The sequence below is a fragment of the Ruminococcus flavefaciens genome, assembly GCF_900108555.1.
In the GTDB taxonomy this organism is placed as follows: Bacteria; Bacillota; Clostridia; order Oscillospirales; family Ruminococcaceae; genus Ruminococcus; species Ruminococcus flavefaciens_P.
The window spans coordinates 125,793-141,144 of record NZ_FNWV01000004.1 but is presented as its reverse complement, the minus strand read 5'-3'; the positions used below and the strand labels follow the sequence as shown (position 1 = coordinate 141,144).

General features: G+C 45.9%; 8 protein-coding genes. 5 read left to right on the top strand and 3 right to left on the bottom strand.

Features of this window, described 5'->3' with window-relative positions; genetic code table 11:
* Positions 1-19 precede the first annotated feature (19 nt).
* Together BLW60_RS07350 and BLW60_RS07345 are read right to left on the bottom strand one after the other, a co-directional pair.
* On the bottom strand, positions 20-883 hold the full coding sequence (locus tag BLW60_RS07350; RefSeq protein ID WP_074715895.1) for an alpha/beta fold hydrolase: 864 nt from the start codon (positions 881-883) through the stop codon (positions 20-22).
* A 275-nt stretch (positions 884-1,158) separates the two neighbouring features.
* Positions 1,159-5,070, bottom strand: coding sequence for an endo-1,4-beta-xylanase (locus BLW60_RS07345; RefSeq protein ID WP_074715893.1), 3,912 nt, complete (start codon positions 5,068-5,070; stop codon positions 1,159-1,161).
* A 602-nt stretch (positions 5,071-5,672) separates the two neighbouring features.
* Between BLW60_RS07345 and yicI the strand changes: the two genes are divergently transcribed.
* Positions 5,673-7,976 (top strand): alpha-xylosidase, encoded by a 2,304-nt coding sequence (gene yicI / locus BLW60_RS07340; RefSeq protein ID WP_074715889.1) that lies wholly within the window; start codon positions 5,673-5,675, stop codon positions 7,974-7,976.
* A 71-nt stretch (positions 7,977-8,047) separates the two neighbouring features.
* Positions 8,048-9,232 carry a CPBP family intramembrane glutamic endopeptidase gene (locus BLW60_RS07335; RefSeq protein WP_074715887.1) on the top strand — a complete coding sequence of 395 codons (1,185 nt, stop codon included), beginning with the start codon at positions 8,048-8,050 and terminating at the stop codon, positions 9,230-9,232.
* A gap of 181 nt (positions 9,233-9,413) precedes the next feature.
* On the opposite strand, the gene BLW60_RS07330 is transcribed toward BLW60_RS07335, so the two are convergent.
* Positions 9,414-10,427, bottom strand: coding sequence for a CPBP family intramembrane glutamic endopeptidase (locus tag BLW60_RS07330; RefSeq protein WP_074715885.1), 1,014 nt, complete (start codon positions 10,425-10,427; stop codon positions 9,414-9,416).
* 278 nt (positions 10,428-10,705) lie between these two features.
* Here BLW60_RS07330 and BLW60_RS07325 point away from each other — a divergent pair, with 278 nt between their 5' ends.
* The 3 genes from BLW60_RS07325 to BLW60_RS07315 all read left to right on the top strand — a co-directional run bounded on the left by BLW60_RS07325 (position 10,706) and on the right by BLW60_RS07315 (position 15,196).
* Positions 10,706-12,433 (top strand): ABC transporter ATP-binding protein, encoded by a 1,728-nt coding sequence (locus tag BLW60_RS07325; protein WP_074715883.1) that lies wholly within the window; start codon positions 10,706-10,708, stop codon positions 12,431-12,433.
* A gap of 8 nt (positions 12,434-12,441) precedes the next feature.
* Positions 12,442-14,325: an ABC transporter ATP-binding protein gene (locus tag BLW60_RS07320; RefSeq protein WP_431768009.1), complete on the top strand. Its 1,884-nt coding sequence runs from the start codon at positions 12,442-12,444 to the stop codon at positions 14,323-14,325.
* 139 nt (positions 14,326-14,464) lie between these two features.
* Positions 14,465-15,196 carry a hypothetical protein gene (locus BLW60_RS07315; protein WP_074715879.1) on the top strand — a complete coding sequence of 244 codons (732 nt, stop codon included), beginning with the start codon at positions 14,465-14,467 and terminating at the stop codon, positions 15,194-15,196.
* Positions 15,197-15,352 lie beyond the last annotated feature (156 nt).

Here is a 15,352-nt window from a genome sequence, read left to right as displayed (position 1 = left end):
CTCGATAGCCCATTAATCTTTATGATACTTCCCGTGTCGAGAAGCAACTGTCATTTCGATGATATACGGACGAGCAAGGGGACGCAGGCACTGCGCTATAGGGGACGGCGTCCTCGATGTCCCAATTTGCTGTCTGAAAAAACTGCATACAAAGCTCTGCGAATTCCGCAGTATTGCTCAGCATAGCAGGGTGGCTGCCGTGGTCAAAAATACAAGCCTGCGCAAGGGGAGTCTGTTCGCAGATATCATGGAAGAGTTCCTCATAATGTCCATGTGGGAACATTTCGTCCTCGGTACTGCCTGTCAGCAGCAGCTTACATTGCAGCTCCGAAAGGGGACGGTGAAAAAATTCGCCTATATTTTGGGCGTGTCTGATAACTGCATCGGTGTCCGCATCGAATACTCTTTCCCAGTCGTCACCGTGAATAGCTTTCAGCATAGCGCAGAAGCCTTCATTATGCTTTGCAAGCTCGCGCCCTGTACGTATCTGCTCGGTAATTTCCATATTGGCGCGGATACCCTCGAAGCTGTCTGCGGCTATCGCGTTTATAAGCTCGGGGTACTCCAGAGCTGCGTTTATTGCAGCTAAAGCACCGCCGCTGCTTCCGATGATATTGACTTTTTCATAGCCCTTGTGGTCGCACAGTGCTTTCACCTGTTTTGCCCATTCGTACCAGAGGTCCGCGCTCCATTCCGTGATATGCTCGGAGTGTCCGCAGCCGAGAAAATCCAGTGCTATGACGTGGTATTTTTCCGAGAGCAGCGGTATAATGGGCGCAAACATATCACTTGATACTGTATTGCCATGCAAAAGGAGTGTGGGAGTGCCGTTGCCGTGTTCTGTGTAGTAAATTTTGTGTTTTTTGTAATCAAAATAGCTCATTAAATAGAGTGCTCCTTTCGATCTGTAATATTAGCATTATATATCAGTCGAGTGAATTTGTCAAATTTTAAGGGTATGACAATAGTCATACCCTTTATTATATGTATGCCGCAGAGCAAGAGAGTTCAGGCACTGAACAACAAGAAAGCCGTGCTGCCTAAGCACGGCTTTCTTGTTCTGATTTGTCCCTTACAATTTATTTTTGGAATTATATCAATCTTAGCGGTGCGTTGTGCAGATGCACCGCTAAGACCAACATCGAAAAGGAATTATGATTAACCGAACTGCCAGTAATCGAATTCGCAGTCGCCGCTGAATATCATGTAGATATCCTTAACGCCGTTTACGTTGTTATCTGCAGCTGCGAGTACGTTCTCGCTGCCGTTGAGCTCGCCGTAACCGATGCAAGTACCTGTTGTAGAACCTACACAGAACTTAACTACTGCGTTGCCGCTGCCCTTGACTGTGATAGAAGATACGCCCTTGCTGAGGTCAACGCCGCTGACCTTGATCCAGTCGCCCTTCTTAGCCTTGACAGTTGTGTTGCCGATGCCGCTTATGCTTATGTTCTTAGACTGGTTAGACATTGTCTCAGCCTGTACAGTCTCATATGGGTTGAGGTTCTCAATCTGGCTTACACCATTCTGTGAACCGCTGCAAGTGATCTTGCCGTTGTTTAAAGTTGCCTTATCGATACAGGGTGATCTGTAGTTAAGACCCTTGCCGCCGTTAACGCCCATACGCATCTCAAGCTGACGTGAGTGATAAAGAACATAGTAGCTGCCCTTGAATTCGATAATTGAGTGGTGGTTGTTACCGCCGTTATCAAGTCTCTGTGTACCTGTGTTCTTGAATACAACACCCTGGTACTGGTATCCGCTGAGCGGATTTGTTGATGTCATGTAACCGATGTCAGCATTGCTGAATGACTGACCGTTTACACTTGTACCGCCTGGAACATTCCAGTTGTGGCAGAATGAATAATACCAAGTGTTGCCGATCTTGATCATGCTTGAATCCTCGAAGAGGTAAGGTGTACCGGGATCGATAGGTGTACCTGAGATAGAGATCATGTCGTCGCCGAGCTTAGCGATACGTCCCTGCTTTGTATTAGCAGCCTGTCCGCTTGGAACACCGCCGCCGTATGCAATGATACCTGTCTTTGTATCAGGATCGTAGTAAACGCCCGGATCGAAGAGCCATGTTACGTTACTGTTAGGTGTGTTTCTTGAAATAAGCTCGTGACCAAGAGGATCCTTTACATTCTTAGTGAATGTCGGATCATCAGCTGTGATAACGCCGATACCTGAACCGTTGTTTGCGAAGTAGAGGAAGAACTTGTCCTGTCCGTTGATATTCTTCCATGCAGCATCAGGAGCCCATGCGTTATTAGCCCATTTTGCTATAGGAGTGCCGTTTACTCTTGTCTTTGCAACAGGGATCTGACCGTGGTCAGTCCAGTTTACGAGGTCTGCTGTTGACAAGCAGTTGATATAACCTGAAGAATAATCGTTCTCGATCATCTGACCATTCTTGTATGCGAATTCATCAGCTGTTGTGTAAACGTAGAGTCTGCCGTCATATACCATCCAGCCCGGATCAGCACCGAAACGCTGAGTATAGAGCGGATTGTTCTCGTTGAGCTTCTTAAAGCTTTCTGCCAGTGAAAGACCACTGAACTTACCCTCGTACTTTGAAGTATCAAGTGTAGGAACTGCCGGCTTGTTTACAGGGAATTCCTTGATCTTGCCGAGTATGAATTCCTGAAGGAGCACAAGGTCAGCAACTTCATAAACCTTGCTCTGGTCTACGTCAGCAGCCTGCTGTGCCTTTGAATCAGTGAAGCCGCCTGCGAGGAGGCCCTTTCTTGCAGGGATCATATCCAGTGAGTTGATAACACCGTCTAAGTTAACATCACCGAGAGTTACCTGTACGTTTGAAGGTGTTCCGGGATCAGATGTACCGGGATCAGTGATCTCTGGCTGTCCGGGACCTGCGATAACTGTACCTGAAGGAGCGCCGATAGCCTCGTCAATGAAGAAATCACAAAGATTTGTTTCGTCTGTAGTTTCAACATAGATCTGCATATTTGAAGCGCCTGCAGGAATTGTGTACTTTGTATTAGCGAGCTGTACCCATTCGCCCTTAGGAGCTGTGCCTACAGCGATCTGATCGTAATTTGTACCTGAGCCGTCATCATACTGGAGAGTGAACTTGAACTCTGTATTACCGCTCTGATTTGTCATAGCGTTAACTGAGAAGCTGTAAGTTTCACCGGGAGTGAACATACTTGAATCAAGTGCATATGAAGCACCGTTCCATGAAGATTCACGGCCTGTGCAGTAAAGTGACTTGCTGCCTGCGTACTTAGCTGAGCTGCTTGTCTCAACTGAAGCAGAACCTCTGCCTGTCCAGCTCTCATCTGAGCTCTCGAATGTGTGGTGGAACCAGTAACCTTCCTCGTTTACCTTTGGAGGCTCCGGAGGAGTATAAGTTCCGCCGCCGTTAGCTCTCGGACCTGTGTATGGGATACCTGTTGTCCACTGGCTGTCAGCGAGCATACCTGTAAGTGCTGTATAAGCTGACTTTGGCTGGTTGCTTCCATCATAAAGGAGAGGCTGATTGCTTCTGCCTGATGATTTATCTGTAGCGACCCATGAGTTGTTATCGTTTGGTCCCCAAACCTGTACGAGGGAAACGAAAGGACCGTTAGGGTGCTTTTTGTTCCAGTCCATAGCGTGCTGGAATATAGCCTTATACTTGGTAGCCTGATCATTTAATGAATACTTGCCGCCCTCAGTTGAGAGGTCAAGCTCAGTGATCTGAACGTCAAGACCGAGGTTGAGGTACTTGTCCATTGCAGCGAGGTATGAATTTGTGTCGCCCCATGCGTTGCTTGCAGCGCAGTTAAGGTGTGACTGCATTCCCATACCGTCGATGAGTCCCTTTGCCTGGAGAGGCTTGAGGATAGTATTGATTATACAGTTCTGCTTGTCGTTAGCGAACTCGTTATAGTCGTTGTAGAAGAGCTGGCAGCCCTCGGGAGCGTACTTTCTTGCATATGTGAAAGCCTTCTCAACGAAGCTGTTGTTTCCGTAAACTCTTACCCATGCAGATGAGCCGCCCTGACCATTTGTGTTGTTTGTAGGTCTGAGACCGCCCTGTGCAGCAGTACCGTCGTTGATTACCTCGTTACATACGTCGTATGCGTAAAGGTTGAGCTGAGGATACTGAGTCTTGTATGCAGCGAACATATTCTTTATGTAGCTCTCCATACGCTGATCCATAGTAGAGCTGTTTACATAGCTGCCGTTGTTGCTGAAGTTGCTCTTGAAGAACCACTCAGGAGTCTGGCTGTGCCATACAAGAGTATGACCTCTGAAAGCAAGGTTGTTCTTTTCAGCAAAGTCGCATATAGCAGCACATCTGCTGAGAGATACCTTAACGTTTGTATCTGTTGAACCGTTCTGTACGATAGTAGCATCAGGCTTTGTCTCGTTCTCACACTCGATAGCATTGTGATCCTTTAAGATAAGACCTGTGATACCGCTGTTGTTTACTGTTGAACCGTTAAGGATATTACCTACACGGAAGTAAGCACCGAACTCGTCTTTGAGTCCCTTTCCGGAAGGTGCTGCGTGTGCCTCCAGCGCAGCCTTGTCTCCTGTGATAAGGAATTCATCAAAGCAGAAATCTTCTGTAGAGTCGTTTGTGATCTTGAGTTTGAACTCATAGCTGCCTTCAGCTGCTGTGTAGTCGCCCTTGAGCTCTGTCCACTCGCCTGCGGGAACAGTCTTTGAATCAAGTTCAACAACAGTTTCTTTCTTTGTCACTTCATCGATAGTAAGAAGTGTGAAGTGGAATTTCTCAGCTGTCTCGCTGTAAACCTTAACGCTGTAAGAGTATTTATCTCCGCCAAAGAGATAAAGACCCTTTGAAGAAGCAGCACCATCTTCGATAGATGTACGTCCTGATACCTTCATGCCTCTTGACATATCAGCACCTGCTTCTGACAGTGCTGTCACTTCTGTGACTCCACCCTCGCCGTACCAGCCTTCATAGCTGCTCTCAAAATTGTTATATACAATTTCAGCAGCATATGTACGCAACACTTCCGGGAAGGCGGTGACAACTCCTGAAAGACAGCCGGCAGCCGTAAGGCTTGCAACTAACTTTTTAACTTTCATTATTTTCTCCTCCTCATAAAAATGTATATTTTTCGTTCAACGTTATGATATATTTTATATCATTTTATGCTGTTATAACAATTTTACTCTTTTACATTATTGTTTGCAACCCAAAAAATAAAGATTAGGTGCACAAAATGCAGAAATGCCCTAAAAAACCAGCTGATTTGCAAAATTTCAGTCATCAAATTACTATGTGCAGCATAAAAGTGCTATTTTGCAAAATGTGTGATATTTTACGTAAAATGTTATATATATTTCGCTATATATGTAATCGTCAATTGTACGAAAAACTAATTATATAGCTGAAAATATGCTAAAATTACATAGGTGGTGATTATACACAAAAATTGCGCGAGCTGTGATGTCCAGCGTGGAAAATTTAAATTTAAAATTACCATAAGTAATTGATGCCAGTATTTGCTATGGTAAAATAATGACACCGTCAGCCGCCGCAAAAATTGCTCATTGGTGTTTTTTACACCTGAAATACAAAATATTATGGCATTAGGTACAGTTTGATAGAAAAGTTCATATTTAAATGATATGATATTGACTATATAGTATATTTGTGCTAAGGCAAAAAATAAGGAGTGAAAACAATGAAGGTTTCCGACGGATTCTGGCTGAACAAAAATGGCTATGATGTACACTGGGCAGCTCAGATCTACGAAACGGAGGCGGACGGCAGCGGTATAACAGTTTATGCTTCTACGCAGTGGATATCAAACAAGGGCATGACTCTCGGCGGTCCAATGCTGACTGTACGCTTTACGTCCACCCTCGAAAACAGTATTAAAATTACCATAAGTCATTTCAGCGGAAGCAGCAGACAAAAGCCTTCATTTCCGATATATGAGGACAGCAGTTTCAGACCTGTGATAAAAAGGACTGAAAACGGCGGCTATGAGCTGATATCAGGGGATACTTCCGTAAGGATAGGCAGTGAGAAGAAGGCGTGGGATATAGCTTATTATCACCGCGGCAGGCTCCTTACAAAGAGCGGCTGGCGCACCACCTCCGTTATAACTGAGGAGGATTGGCACAGAGAAGACAGCAAATACGGTGAACGCTTTTTTTCGCAGTCCGATAACGGCGGAAGTACATTTATCCGCGAGATGCTGAACATTTCCGTGGGCGAGTATATCTACGGCTTCGGCGAAAAGTTCACCTCATTCGTGAAAAACGGTCAGACTGCCGAGATATGGAACAATGACGGCGGTACTTGTACAGAGCAGAGCTATAAGTCTGTGCCGTTTTTTGTGTCGTCACGGGGCTACGGCGTATTTGTAAATCAGACGGAAAAGGTAGTTTTCAACGTGGCAGATGAGAATGTCACCAAGACTGCATTTACGGTGCAGGGGGAGTCGCTGGAGTATTTCGTTTTCGGCGGTGAGACTATCGCTGACGTTATAAGCCGATATACTGCACTTACGGGCAGACCTGCCCTGCCTCCGCCATGGTCTTTCGGACTTTGGCTGTCCACCTCGTTCACCACGGATTATGATGAAAAGACCGTCAATGGGTTCATTGACGAGATGCGCAGACGTGATATCCCTCTTGATGTTTTCCACTTTGACTGCTTCTGGATGAAGGAGTTCGAGTGGTGCAGCTTTGAGTGGGACAGGCGGAAATTTCCCGAGCCCGAGGCTATGCTTGCACGGCTCAAAGCCAAGGGCTTGAAGATATGCGTTTGGATAAACCCGTACATCGGGCAGAAAGCTCCTGTTTTCAGAGAGTGCGCGGAAAAGGGCTATTTCATAAAAAACAGGGACGGCTCGATATTCCAGTGCGATATGTGGCAGCCCGGAATGGCTCTCATAGACTTCACAAATCCCGAGGCGAGGGAGTGGTTCGCAGGGAAAATACGCGGACTTGCGGAAATGGGAGTCGATGCGGTAAAGACGGATTTCGGCGAGAGGATACCTACGGACGTGTGTTATTACGACGGCTCTGATCCTTTCAAGATGCATAATTTTTACGCATATTTATACAACAGGACGGTGTTTGAGGCTCTTGAACAGGCAAAAGGAAGTGCCTGTCTCTTTGCACGGGCTGCTTCGGCAGGCTGTCAGCAGTTCCCTGTACACTGGGGCGGAGACTGTTTCTCGGACTATGAGTCGATGTGGGAGACTCTACGCGGCGGACTTTCTCTTTGTATGTCGGGCTTCGGCTTTTTCTCACATGATATCGGCGGATTTGAAGCTAAAGGTACTCCCGACCTGTACAAGCGCTGGACGGCTTTCGGACTTATGTCCACACATTCGCGCTATCACGGAAACAGCTCCTACCGTGTGCCGTGGCATTTTGACGAGGAGAGCTGTGATGTTTCACGTCATTTTGTAAAGCTCAAAGGCAGGCTCATGCCGTATCTGTGGTCGAATGCGGTCATTACCCATAAAACGGGAGTCCCTATGATGAGGGCTATGGCTGTGGATTTCACTTCCGACCGCAGTGCGCTCACTGTCGATACGCAGTATATGCTTGGTGAGTCTCTGCTTGTGGCTCCTGTTTTCAGTGAGGACGGCGAGTGCAGCTTTTACCTGCCTGCAGGCGGTGTATGGACTGATATACAGACAGGTGAGGAGCTGAGCGGCGGAAGCTGGTATACAAGAAAATATGATTACTTTGGTATGCCTCTTATGGCAAGACCGCGTTCTATAATAGTCTGCGGCGATTTCAAGGGAAGTGCCGATTATGACTATATCGATAATATGCATATCGTTGTATACGGGCTTGATGATGGCGATAAGGCTTCTGCCTGCGTTTACGACCGTGACGGCGAAAGCTGTGTGGAAATAAAAGCAGAGCGCACAGGCGATAAAGTATATATCAGTGTTTCAGGTACGGATAAGCCGTTTACGGCTGAAAGTGCGCAGGGATATGAAATAGTGATGAACAGTTGATTTTCCCCCTTTACATTTCGTCATAATTGTGGTAAAATAATTTTCAGATACAAACGAAAGGAAGGGATACGATGACTGAATTTGACGGCACACAAGATCAGAGAGCGCAGTTCGCAGCCCTTAATCATGAAATATATAATCTTACGAAGCAGCTTGAGGCTAAGGAAAGGGAATATCTCGAGTCTACAAAGACCGATGCGTATGATCCTTTCAAAAATCCTACGGAGTTCCGCTGGTACAGAGATGACTATTCCGAGATACTTCCGTGGATAACGATGCCCGAATTCGCTGTCTCATTCGAGCCTGCAAAGGTCGAAAAGTCGGCGATACGGCGTTTTTACAATATAGGCGGTTTTACGCTGGTATTTCAGTTCTTCGGCTCAAACCTTATTGTTTACGGACTGATATTCCTGATAAAGTATATACTCGGTGCAGTCAATCCCGATGCTTCCGCAGGAGCTATATCGCATTATATGAATAATACTTCCATATTTCCTGCGATAAATATGCTGACCTACCTTACCGCAAATGTAGGTTTCGCGTTTTTAGGACTTAAATGGGCGAAAATAAAGCCGTCCTTTATGATACAGACGAAGGATCTCGGTTTCGGCGATATTGTCAAGTATTGTATGACGGGACTTTTTCTGCTGATCGTTTCTACGTATTTAGCAACGGGAGTAGAGGACATCTTTTCGCATTACGGCTATACTACGGACGTGATAGACAGTGATTACGGAAAAACAGGCATGGGCTTTGCGGTCATGACTGTGTACAGCTGCATTATAGCTCCTATCACTGAGGAGATATTCTTCCGCGGTGCGCTTATGAAGATATTTTCGAAAGCAAATCAGCGTTTCGGCATAATCGCTTCGGCTATGTTCTTCGGACTTGCCCACGGAAATCTTCCGCAGTTCATACTGGCGTGTATGCTCGGTCTGTTCTTAGGACATATCGACATGAAGCATAATTCTATCGTACCTTCGGTAATAGTCCATATCTTTTTAAATACTATGGTAACGATAGTTACCGAGCTGAAAGGCGATACTGCGCTTGTTTTAGGCTTTACGCTCCTTATGTATGCAGGAGCTATAGCAGGACTTGCATTGCTCATATTGCTGAGAAAAGAATGTAAATTCCCTGTATCAACACCTGCTCAGACAAGAAGAGGCATTGCGATAGCAAAAACGTCAGTCGGTTTTGTGATCGCATTTCTGCTGAATGTTGCATATCTTGTATTCCTTATTGCGATCACTTAAAAATCAAAATAACAGAAATAAGCCCCGAGGCACTGCCTCGGGGCTTGAACTTTTATACAAGCATTGCGCTTGATAATAATTGGATCAGGGAAGTAGTATCTCAGCCTTTAGCCATTAGCCGTTGGCTGTTAGCCTATGTGCCGCTTTCGGCTCACGGCTGTATTACACATTTTCCCCTATTTCAATTTATAGTACTGTCAGTTTTATTATCCTCGGAGACTGTTTCGGCTTGCGGAGCAGTTTTCGATTTCCTGTTTAATATATATGCAGAGAACGCGATACATACCAGCAGCACGATAGTAGTGCATATACTTCCCTCGATACCGAATTCGCCGCCTGTAAGGAAAGCCTTATCCGATACCTGAGTTGTTTTCAATAAAGACTCGCTCTGGTCCAAGCCGCTTACGCTGATGCCGTAGATATTGCCCTGTGCGAAGTTCCATATGGAATGTATAGCGGCTATGCCCCATATATTATCGAATATTATCATGTAAACAGCAGCAAATACGCCGAAAAGTATAAGATTGAAAAAAGCTAAAGGTCCGAAGCCCGGGTTCATGGCGTGTGCAAGTCCGAAGAATACAGCACTTATCCCCACGGCTATAGCTGTATGATATCCGCCTCCGCCTATGGAGTTCATAAGGTATCCGCGGAAGATGAATTCCTCACTCATGCCCTGTACTATAAATCCCAGCAGGAAAAGCGGGAGAAGCTTGTAGTTTACATTGCTGCATACCGATATGGTGTTTGCACCGAAAGCAACGCTGAGAAATGTTATTGCGCTCATCATTATGAGACCGATGATCATTCCCGTGAGATAGTGGGGGATAAGTCCTTTTTTTCTTGCTCCCATTGAGCATACAGGTCGCATCTCGACACATCGGCAGTAGAATATCGCACCGATAGTACCGATGAGAGTCGATAAAAGGGAAGGTATCATTACTCCCGGGACTGCTAATACCTTTGTGGCTATTTTCATGGACTGTTTTAAGTTGAATTTCTCCCCGTTTTGCAGATAGCCGTTCTTTTTCATTTCCTCAAGCATGGGCTTGGTGGTTATCACGGAAGGGATAACGGATTCAAGCAGGTATAATACTAAAAATACCACTATGAAAGTGAGCAGTATAGAAGAGAGTTTCTTTGAAGCGTGAGACTTTGACGCTTCGTCAAACATTTTAGGTCTGTAATCGAACATTCAAACACCTCCAATATCCATTTTACTATAGTAAACAGTACTTGTCAAGCCGTCCCCTCATTTGACACGGACGTGCAGGAATGGTATAATAAAAGTTACTGTAAATTGAAAAAGGGAAGAAAAAGCTTTGTATTAAAGCCGTTAGCCGTCAGCTATTAGCCAATGTGTCATCTTCGGCGAACTCTTTCGGCTAAGGGCTAACGGCTGGGTTCATGAAGATAGTTCTTCCCAAATTCGATAAATATCAGGCTAAAGCCAAAACAGAAAGGGGAATGCCGATGTATAAAACTATATTTTCAAACATCGGAAAGTACAAAAAACAGGCAATACTTTCGCCTGTGACCATTATCGGCGAGGTGCTCATGGAGGTGCTCATACCTATGGTTATGGCACTGATAATCGACAATGGCGTAAAAAAAGGCAATATCGGTTACGTTGTGAAAATGGGCGGACTTATGGTCGTGATGTCGGTCTGTTCGCTTTGCTTCGGCGCACTTGCGGCGAGATTCAGCGCGGTGGCGGCTATGGGCTTTGCAAAAAATCTCAGGAGCGCGCTTTTCCGAAAGGTGCAGGACTTTTCCTTTGCGAATGTGGATAAGTTCTCCACAGCTTCGCTGACAACAAGACTGACCACAGATGTTACGAATATACAGAATGCGTTCATGATGTTCATACGTATGGCGTTCCGTTCGCCTATAATGCTCATATGCGCTACCTGCATGGCAGTTAGGCAGAACGCAAAGCTTTCGGTAGTGTTCCTTTTTGCCATACCCGTGCTTGCTTTTGCGGTGTTCTTTATTATCTCAAAGGCGCACCCACGCTTCGGTATCATGCTGAAAAAGTACGACGGAATGAACGGAAAGATACAGGAAAACCTTATCGGTATCCGCGTGGTAAAGGCTTTTGCACGTGAGGAATATGAGAAGAAGAGTTTTGAGGAGAATACCGACAGTGTACGCCGTGCACAGTTTGCTGCGGAAAAGCTGGTAATACTCAATATGCCTATAATGCAGCTTGTAATGTATGCCAGCATAACAGCTATACTCTACTTCGGCGGACACATGGCAGTTGACGGAAATATCGAGACAGGTGAGCTTTCAAGCTTCATCATGTACGTAGGACAGATACTCATTTCGCTTATGATGATATCCATGCTCTTTATCACATTTGTTATATCAAGAGCATCGCTCCAGCGTATATATGAGGTGCTTGCGGAAGAGCCTTCCATAAAGGACTCGGAAAACTCGGAGGTATCCGCTGAGGACGGCTCGATACGCTTTGAGGGCGTGAGCTTCAGCTATTACGATGATATGGACAATCTTGCCCTTGAAAATATCGACCTTGATATAAAATCGGGCGAAACTATCGGTATCATCGGCGGTACAGGCTCGTCCAAGACTTCGCTGGTACAGCTTATCCCACGTCTTTACGACACAACAAAGGGAAAAGTCATCGTAGGCGGTCACGATGTAAAGGATTACGCACTTGATACTCTGAGAAATCAGGTGGCTATGGTGCTCCAGAAGAACGTTCTCTTCTCGGGAACTATCAAAAACAATCTCCGCTGGGGAAATGAAAATGCCACTGACGAGGAGATCATCGAAGCCTGCAAGTCAGCCTGCGCACACGATTTCATCATGGGCTTCCCCGACGGCTACGACACCGACCTGGGACAGGGCGGCGTGAACGTTTCGGGCGGACAGAAGCAGAGACTGTGTATTGCCCGTGCACTTCTGAAAAAGCCTAAGATAATCATTCTTGACGACTCGACGAGTGCTGTTGATACAGCTACAGACAGCAGTATCCGCAAGGCTTTCAGCGAAAAGCTTGCAGACATTACGACTATCATAATAGCTCAGCGTATATCCTCAGTCATGGACGCTGACCGTATCATCGTTATGGACGGCGGCAGGATAACCGATATCGGTACACATGATGAGCTTATGCAGTCAAGTGAGATATACCGTGAGGTATATGACTCACAGCAGAAAGGAGCTGATGAATAATGCCTCCTATGAAAGAAATGAAGCCAATGGCTAAGCCCGAAAACACATTTGCTGCATTGAAGCGTATTTTCAGCTATATGCACGGCTTCCGCATACAGTTCGTACTGGTCGTTATCGGTATATTTTTCAGTGCATTTGCCGGGATCGCGGGAAACTACCTGTTAAAGCCTATCATTGATAACCTTGAGGACGCGTTCAAAACAGGTCACTGGAAGTATGGAAAATTCATCGGCATACTTACCGTTATGGTGGTAATATACGCAGTCGGAGCGTTATCATCGCTGTTTTATCAGCGCGTGATGATGAAGATATCAACAACTACTCTCATGCGTATCAGAAACGACCTTTTCTGCAAAATGGAAATGCTGCCCATACGCTTCTTCGACAAGCATACTCACGGCGAGCTCATGAGCCTTTACACCAACGATACGGACGCTATCCGCGAAATGCTCAGCAACAGTATCGCTCAGTTCATCAGCTCCGCTATAACTATCGTGGGCGTATTTACCGCAATGCTCATATACAGCTGGAGACTTACCATACTTGTGGTGGCTGTGCTTTTCGTCATAGTCAAGGTCATAGGCTTTGTGGGTTCTCGAAGCGGCAAGGGCTTTGCTGCACAGCAGAAATCACTCGGAAAAGTCAACGGCTATATCGAGGAAATGATAGACGGTCAGAAGGTGGTAAAGGTATTCTGCCACGAGGACAAGGCTGCCGAGGAGTTCGATGCACTCAATGAGGAGCTTTGCGAAGCAGCTACCCATGCAAATACATTTGCCAATGTCCTTATGCCTATAATGAACAACCTTTCCTACATACACTACGCTATGACCGCTATTGCAGGCGGTATCATGGCTGTAAAGGGTATAGGCGGCATGACTGTTGGTACTGTAGTATCCTATTTGCAGTTCACACGTTCATTCTCACAGCCTATAACACAGGTGTCTCAGCAGCTCAACTCCGTGCTTACAGCACTGGCAGGTGCAGAGCGTATTTTCCGCGTTATAGATGAAGAGCCCGAGGTCGATGACGGCTATGTAACTCTTGTAAATGCAGATATCGCCAAGGACGGAACTATAACCGAGACAGAAAAGCGTACAGGCAGGTGGGCGTGGAAGCACCCTCACAAGGCTGACGGTACTATTACATATACGGAAGTCCGCGGTAACGTGGAGTTCGATGATGTAGTGTTCGGCTATGAGCCCAATAAGACGGTGCTCAACGGCATTTCGCTCTATGCAAAGCCGGGACAGAAGATAGCCTTTGTCGGTTCTACGGGAGCAGGAAAGACTACCATAATCAACCTTATCAACCGCTTTTACGATGTGCCCGAGGGCAAGATACGCTATGACGGCATAAACATCAACAAGATAAAGAAGGACGACCTGCGCCGTTCACAGTCCATAGTTTTGCAGGATACACACCTTTTCACAGGTACGGTCATGGAGAATATCCGCTACGGAAAGCTTGATGCCACCGATGAGGAGGTATATGCAGCTGCAAAGCTCGCAAATGCTGACGGCTTCATACGTCACCTTGAAAACGGCTATGATACCATGCTCACAGCTGACGGTGCAAATCTTTCACAGGGACAGAGACAGCTCCTTGCTATCGCTCGTGCCGCAGTTGCAGATCCGCCTGTACTTATCCTCGATGAGGCTACAAGTTCTATCGACACACGTACAGAGGCTCTTATCGAAAAGGGTATGGACTCTCTCATGGACGGCAGAACGGTATTCGTTATCGCTCACAGACTGTCCACAGTACGCAATTCCCATGCTATAATGGTCCTCGAACACGGTAAGATAATCGAGAGAGGAAACCACAACGAGCTTATTGCTCAGCACGGTAAGTATTACCAGCTCTATACGGGAATGTTTGAGCTGTCGTAAGTTATTTTACACAATTCATTTTTTTGCCGCAGAAAAAAGTTTGTTTATTAAGCAGCTTGAACCTGCGGCATTTATTGTGTATTATATATAGTAGTGTATTTCACGCATAAAAAGTATGATTTCGGAAAGAGGACAGGATATGGATATCAGAAGAATATTCGCAGTTTGTGCTGCTGCGGTCATGATCTGCGGAGCAGCTGTTTCATGTAATGAGAAGGTAAAGACCAGCAAGAATATAGAGAGTACCGAGAACAAAAATGCTGTCGCTGATGATCTTTCGGACGTTCAGTTTGAGGATACGGTCACAGCAGGTACAGGCGATGCATACCTTGCCATTGCCGATAAGGATTTCAGAATGCAGTATCTCGGCGGAAGCGATGAGAACAATCAGCTCACCTTTGATGCAGGAGTAGTCCATATCGACGGCAACGGAGACTATAAGGTAAGCGTAAATGCGGATACAAAGGGCTTCAGATACAGAGCTACAGGCGATCCCGATAAGGAATACAAGCCAAAGGGAATGGAATATGCCGCTGTTATAATAGAGGACGGCGAGACAGCAGTACCAAATGCTGTAATTACCATCAAAAAGGTAAAGGTAGACGGAAAAGATGTTGAACTCAAAAAGAAGAGCTTCACTTACACAGACGCAGGCAAGCTTCGTTCCAATATCTTCAATGAATGGATAAGCGATGACGGACTTCCTGATGATTCAAGATGCGATAAGGGTGCGCTTTTCAATAATTTTGACAATACTTCACCTTCCGATATCAACGACGGAAGCTATTCCGCTCAGCTTGTGGACACAGGAGCATTCGATGAATGGACTAAAGTCGAGGTGGAATTCAGCATCTCAGGACTCGACAAATAACACATAATTTCCCGAAATCCTCACGATTTACCCGTGAGGATTTTTCCTTTCATTCAGTTTTCTGTCACAGAATAAACATATCCGGGTTATATAATAACATCATGGAAAGACAACAGGGAGCACTGCACAGAGCAGTGACAGCCCGTAAATGCTCAG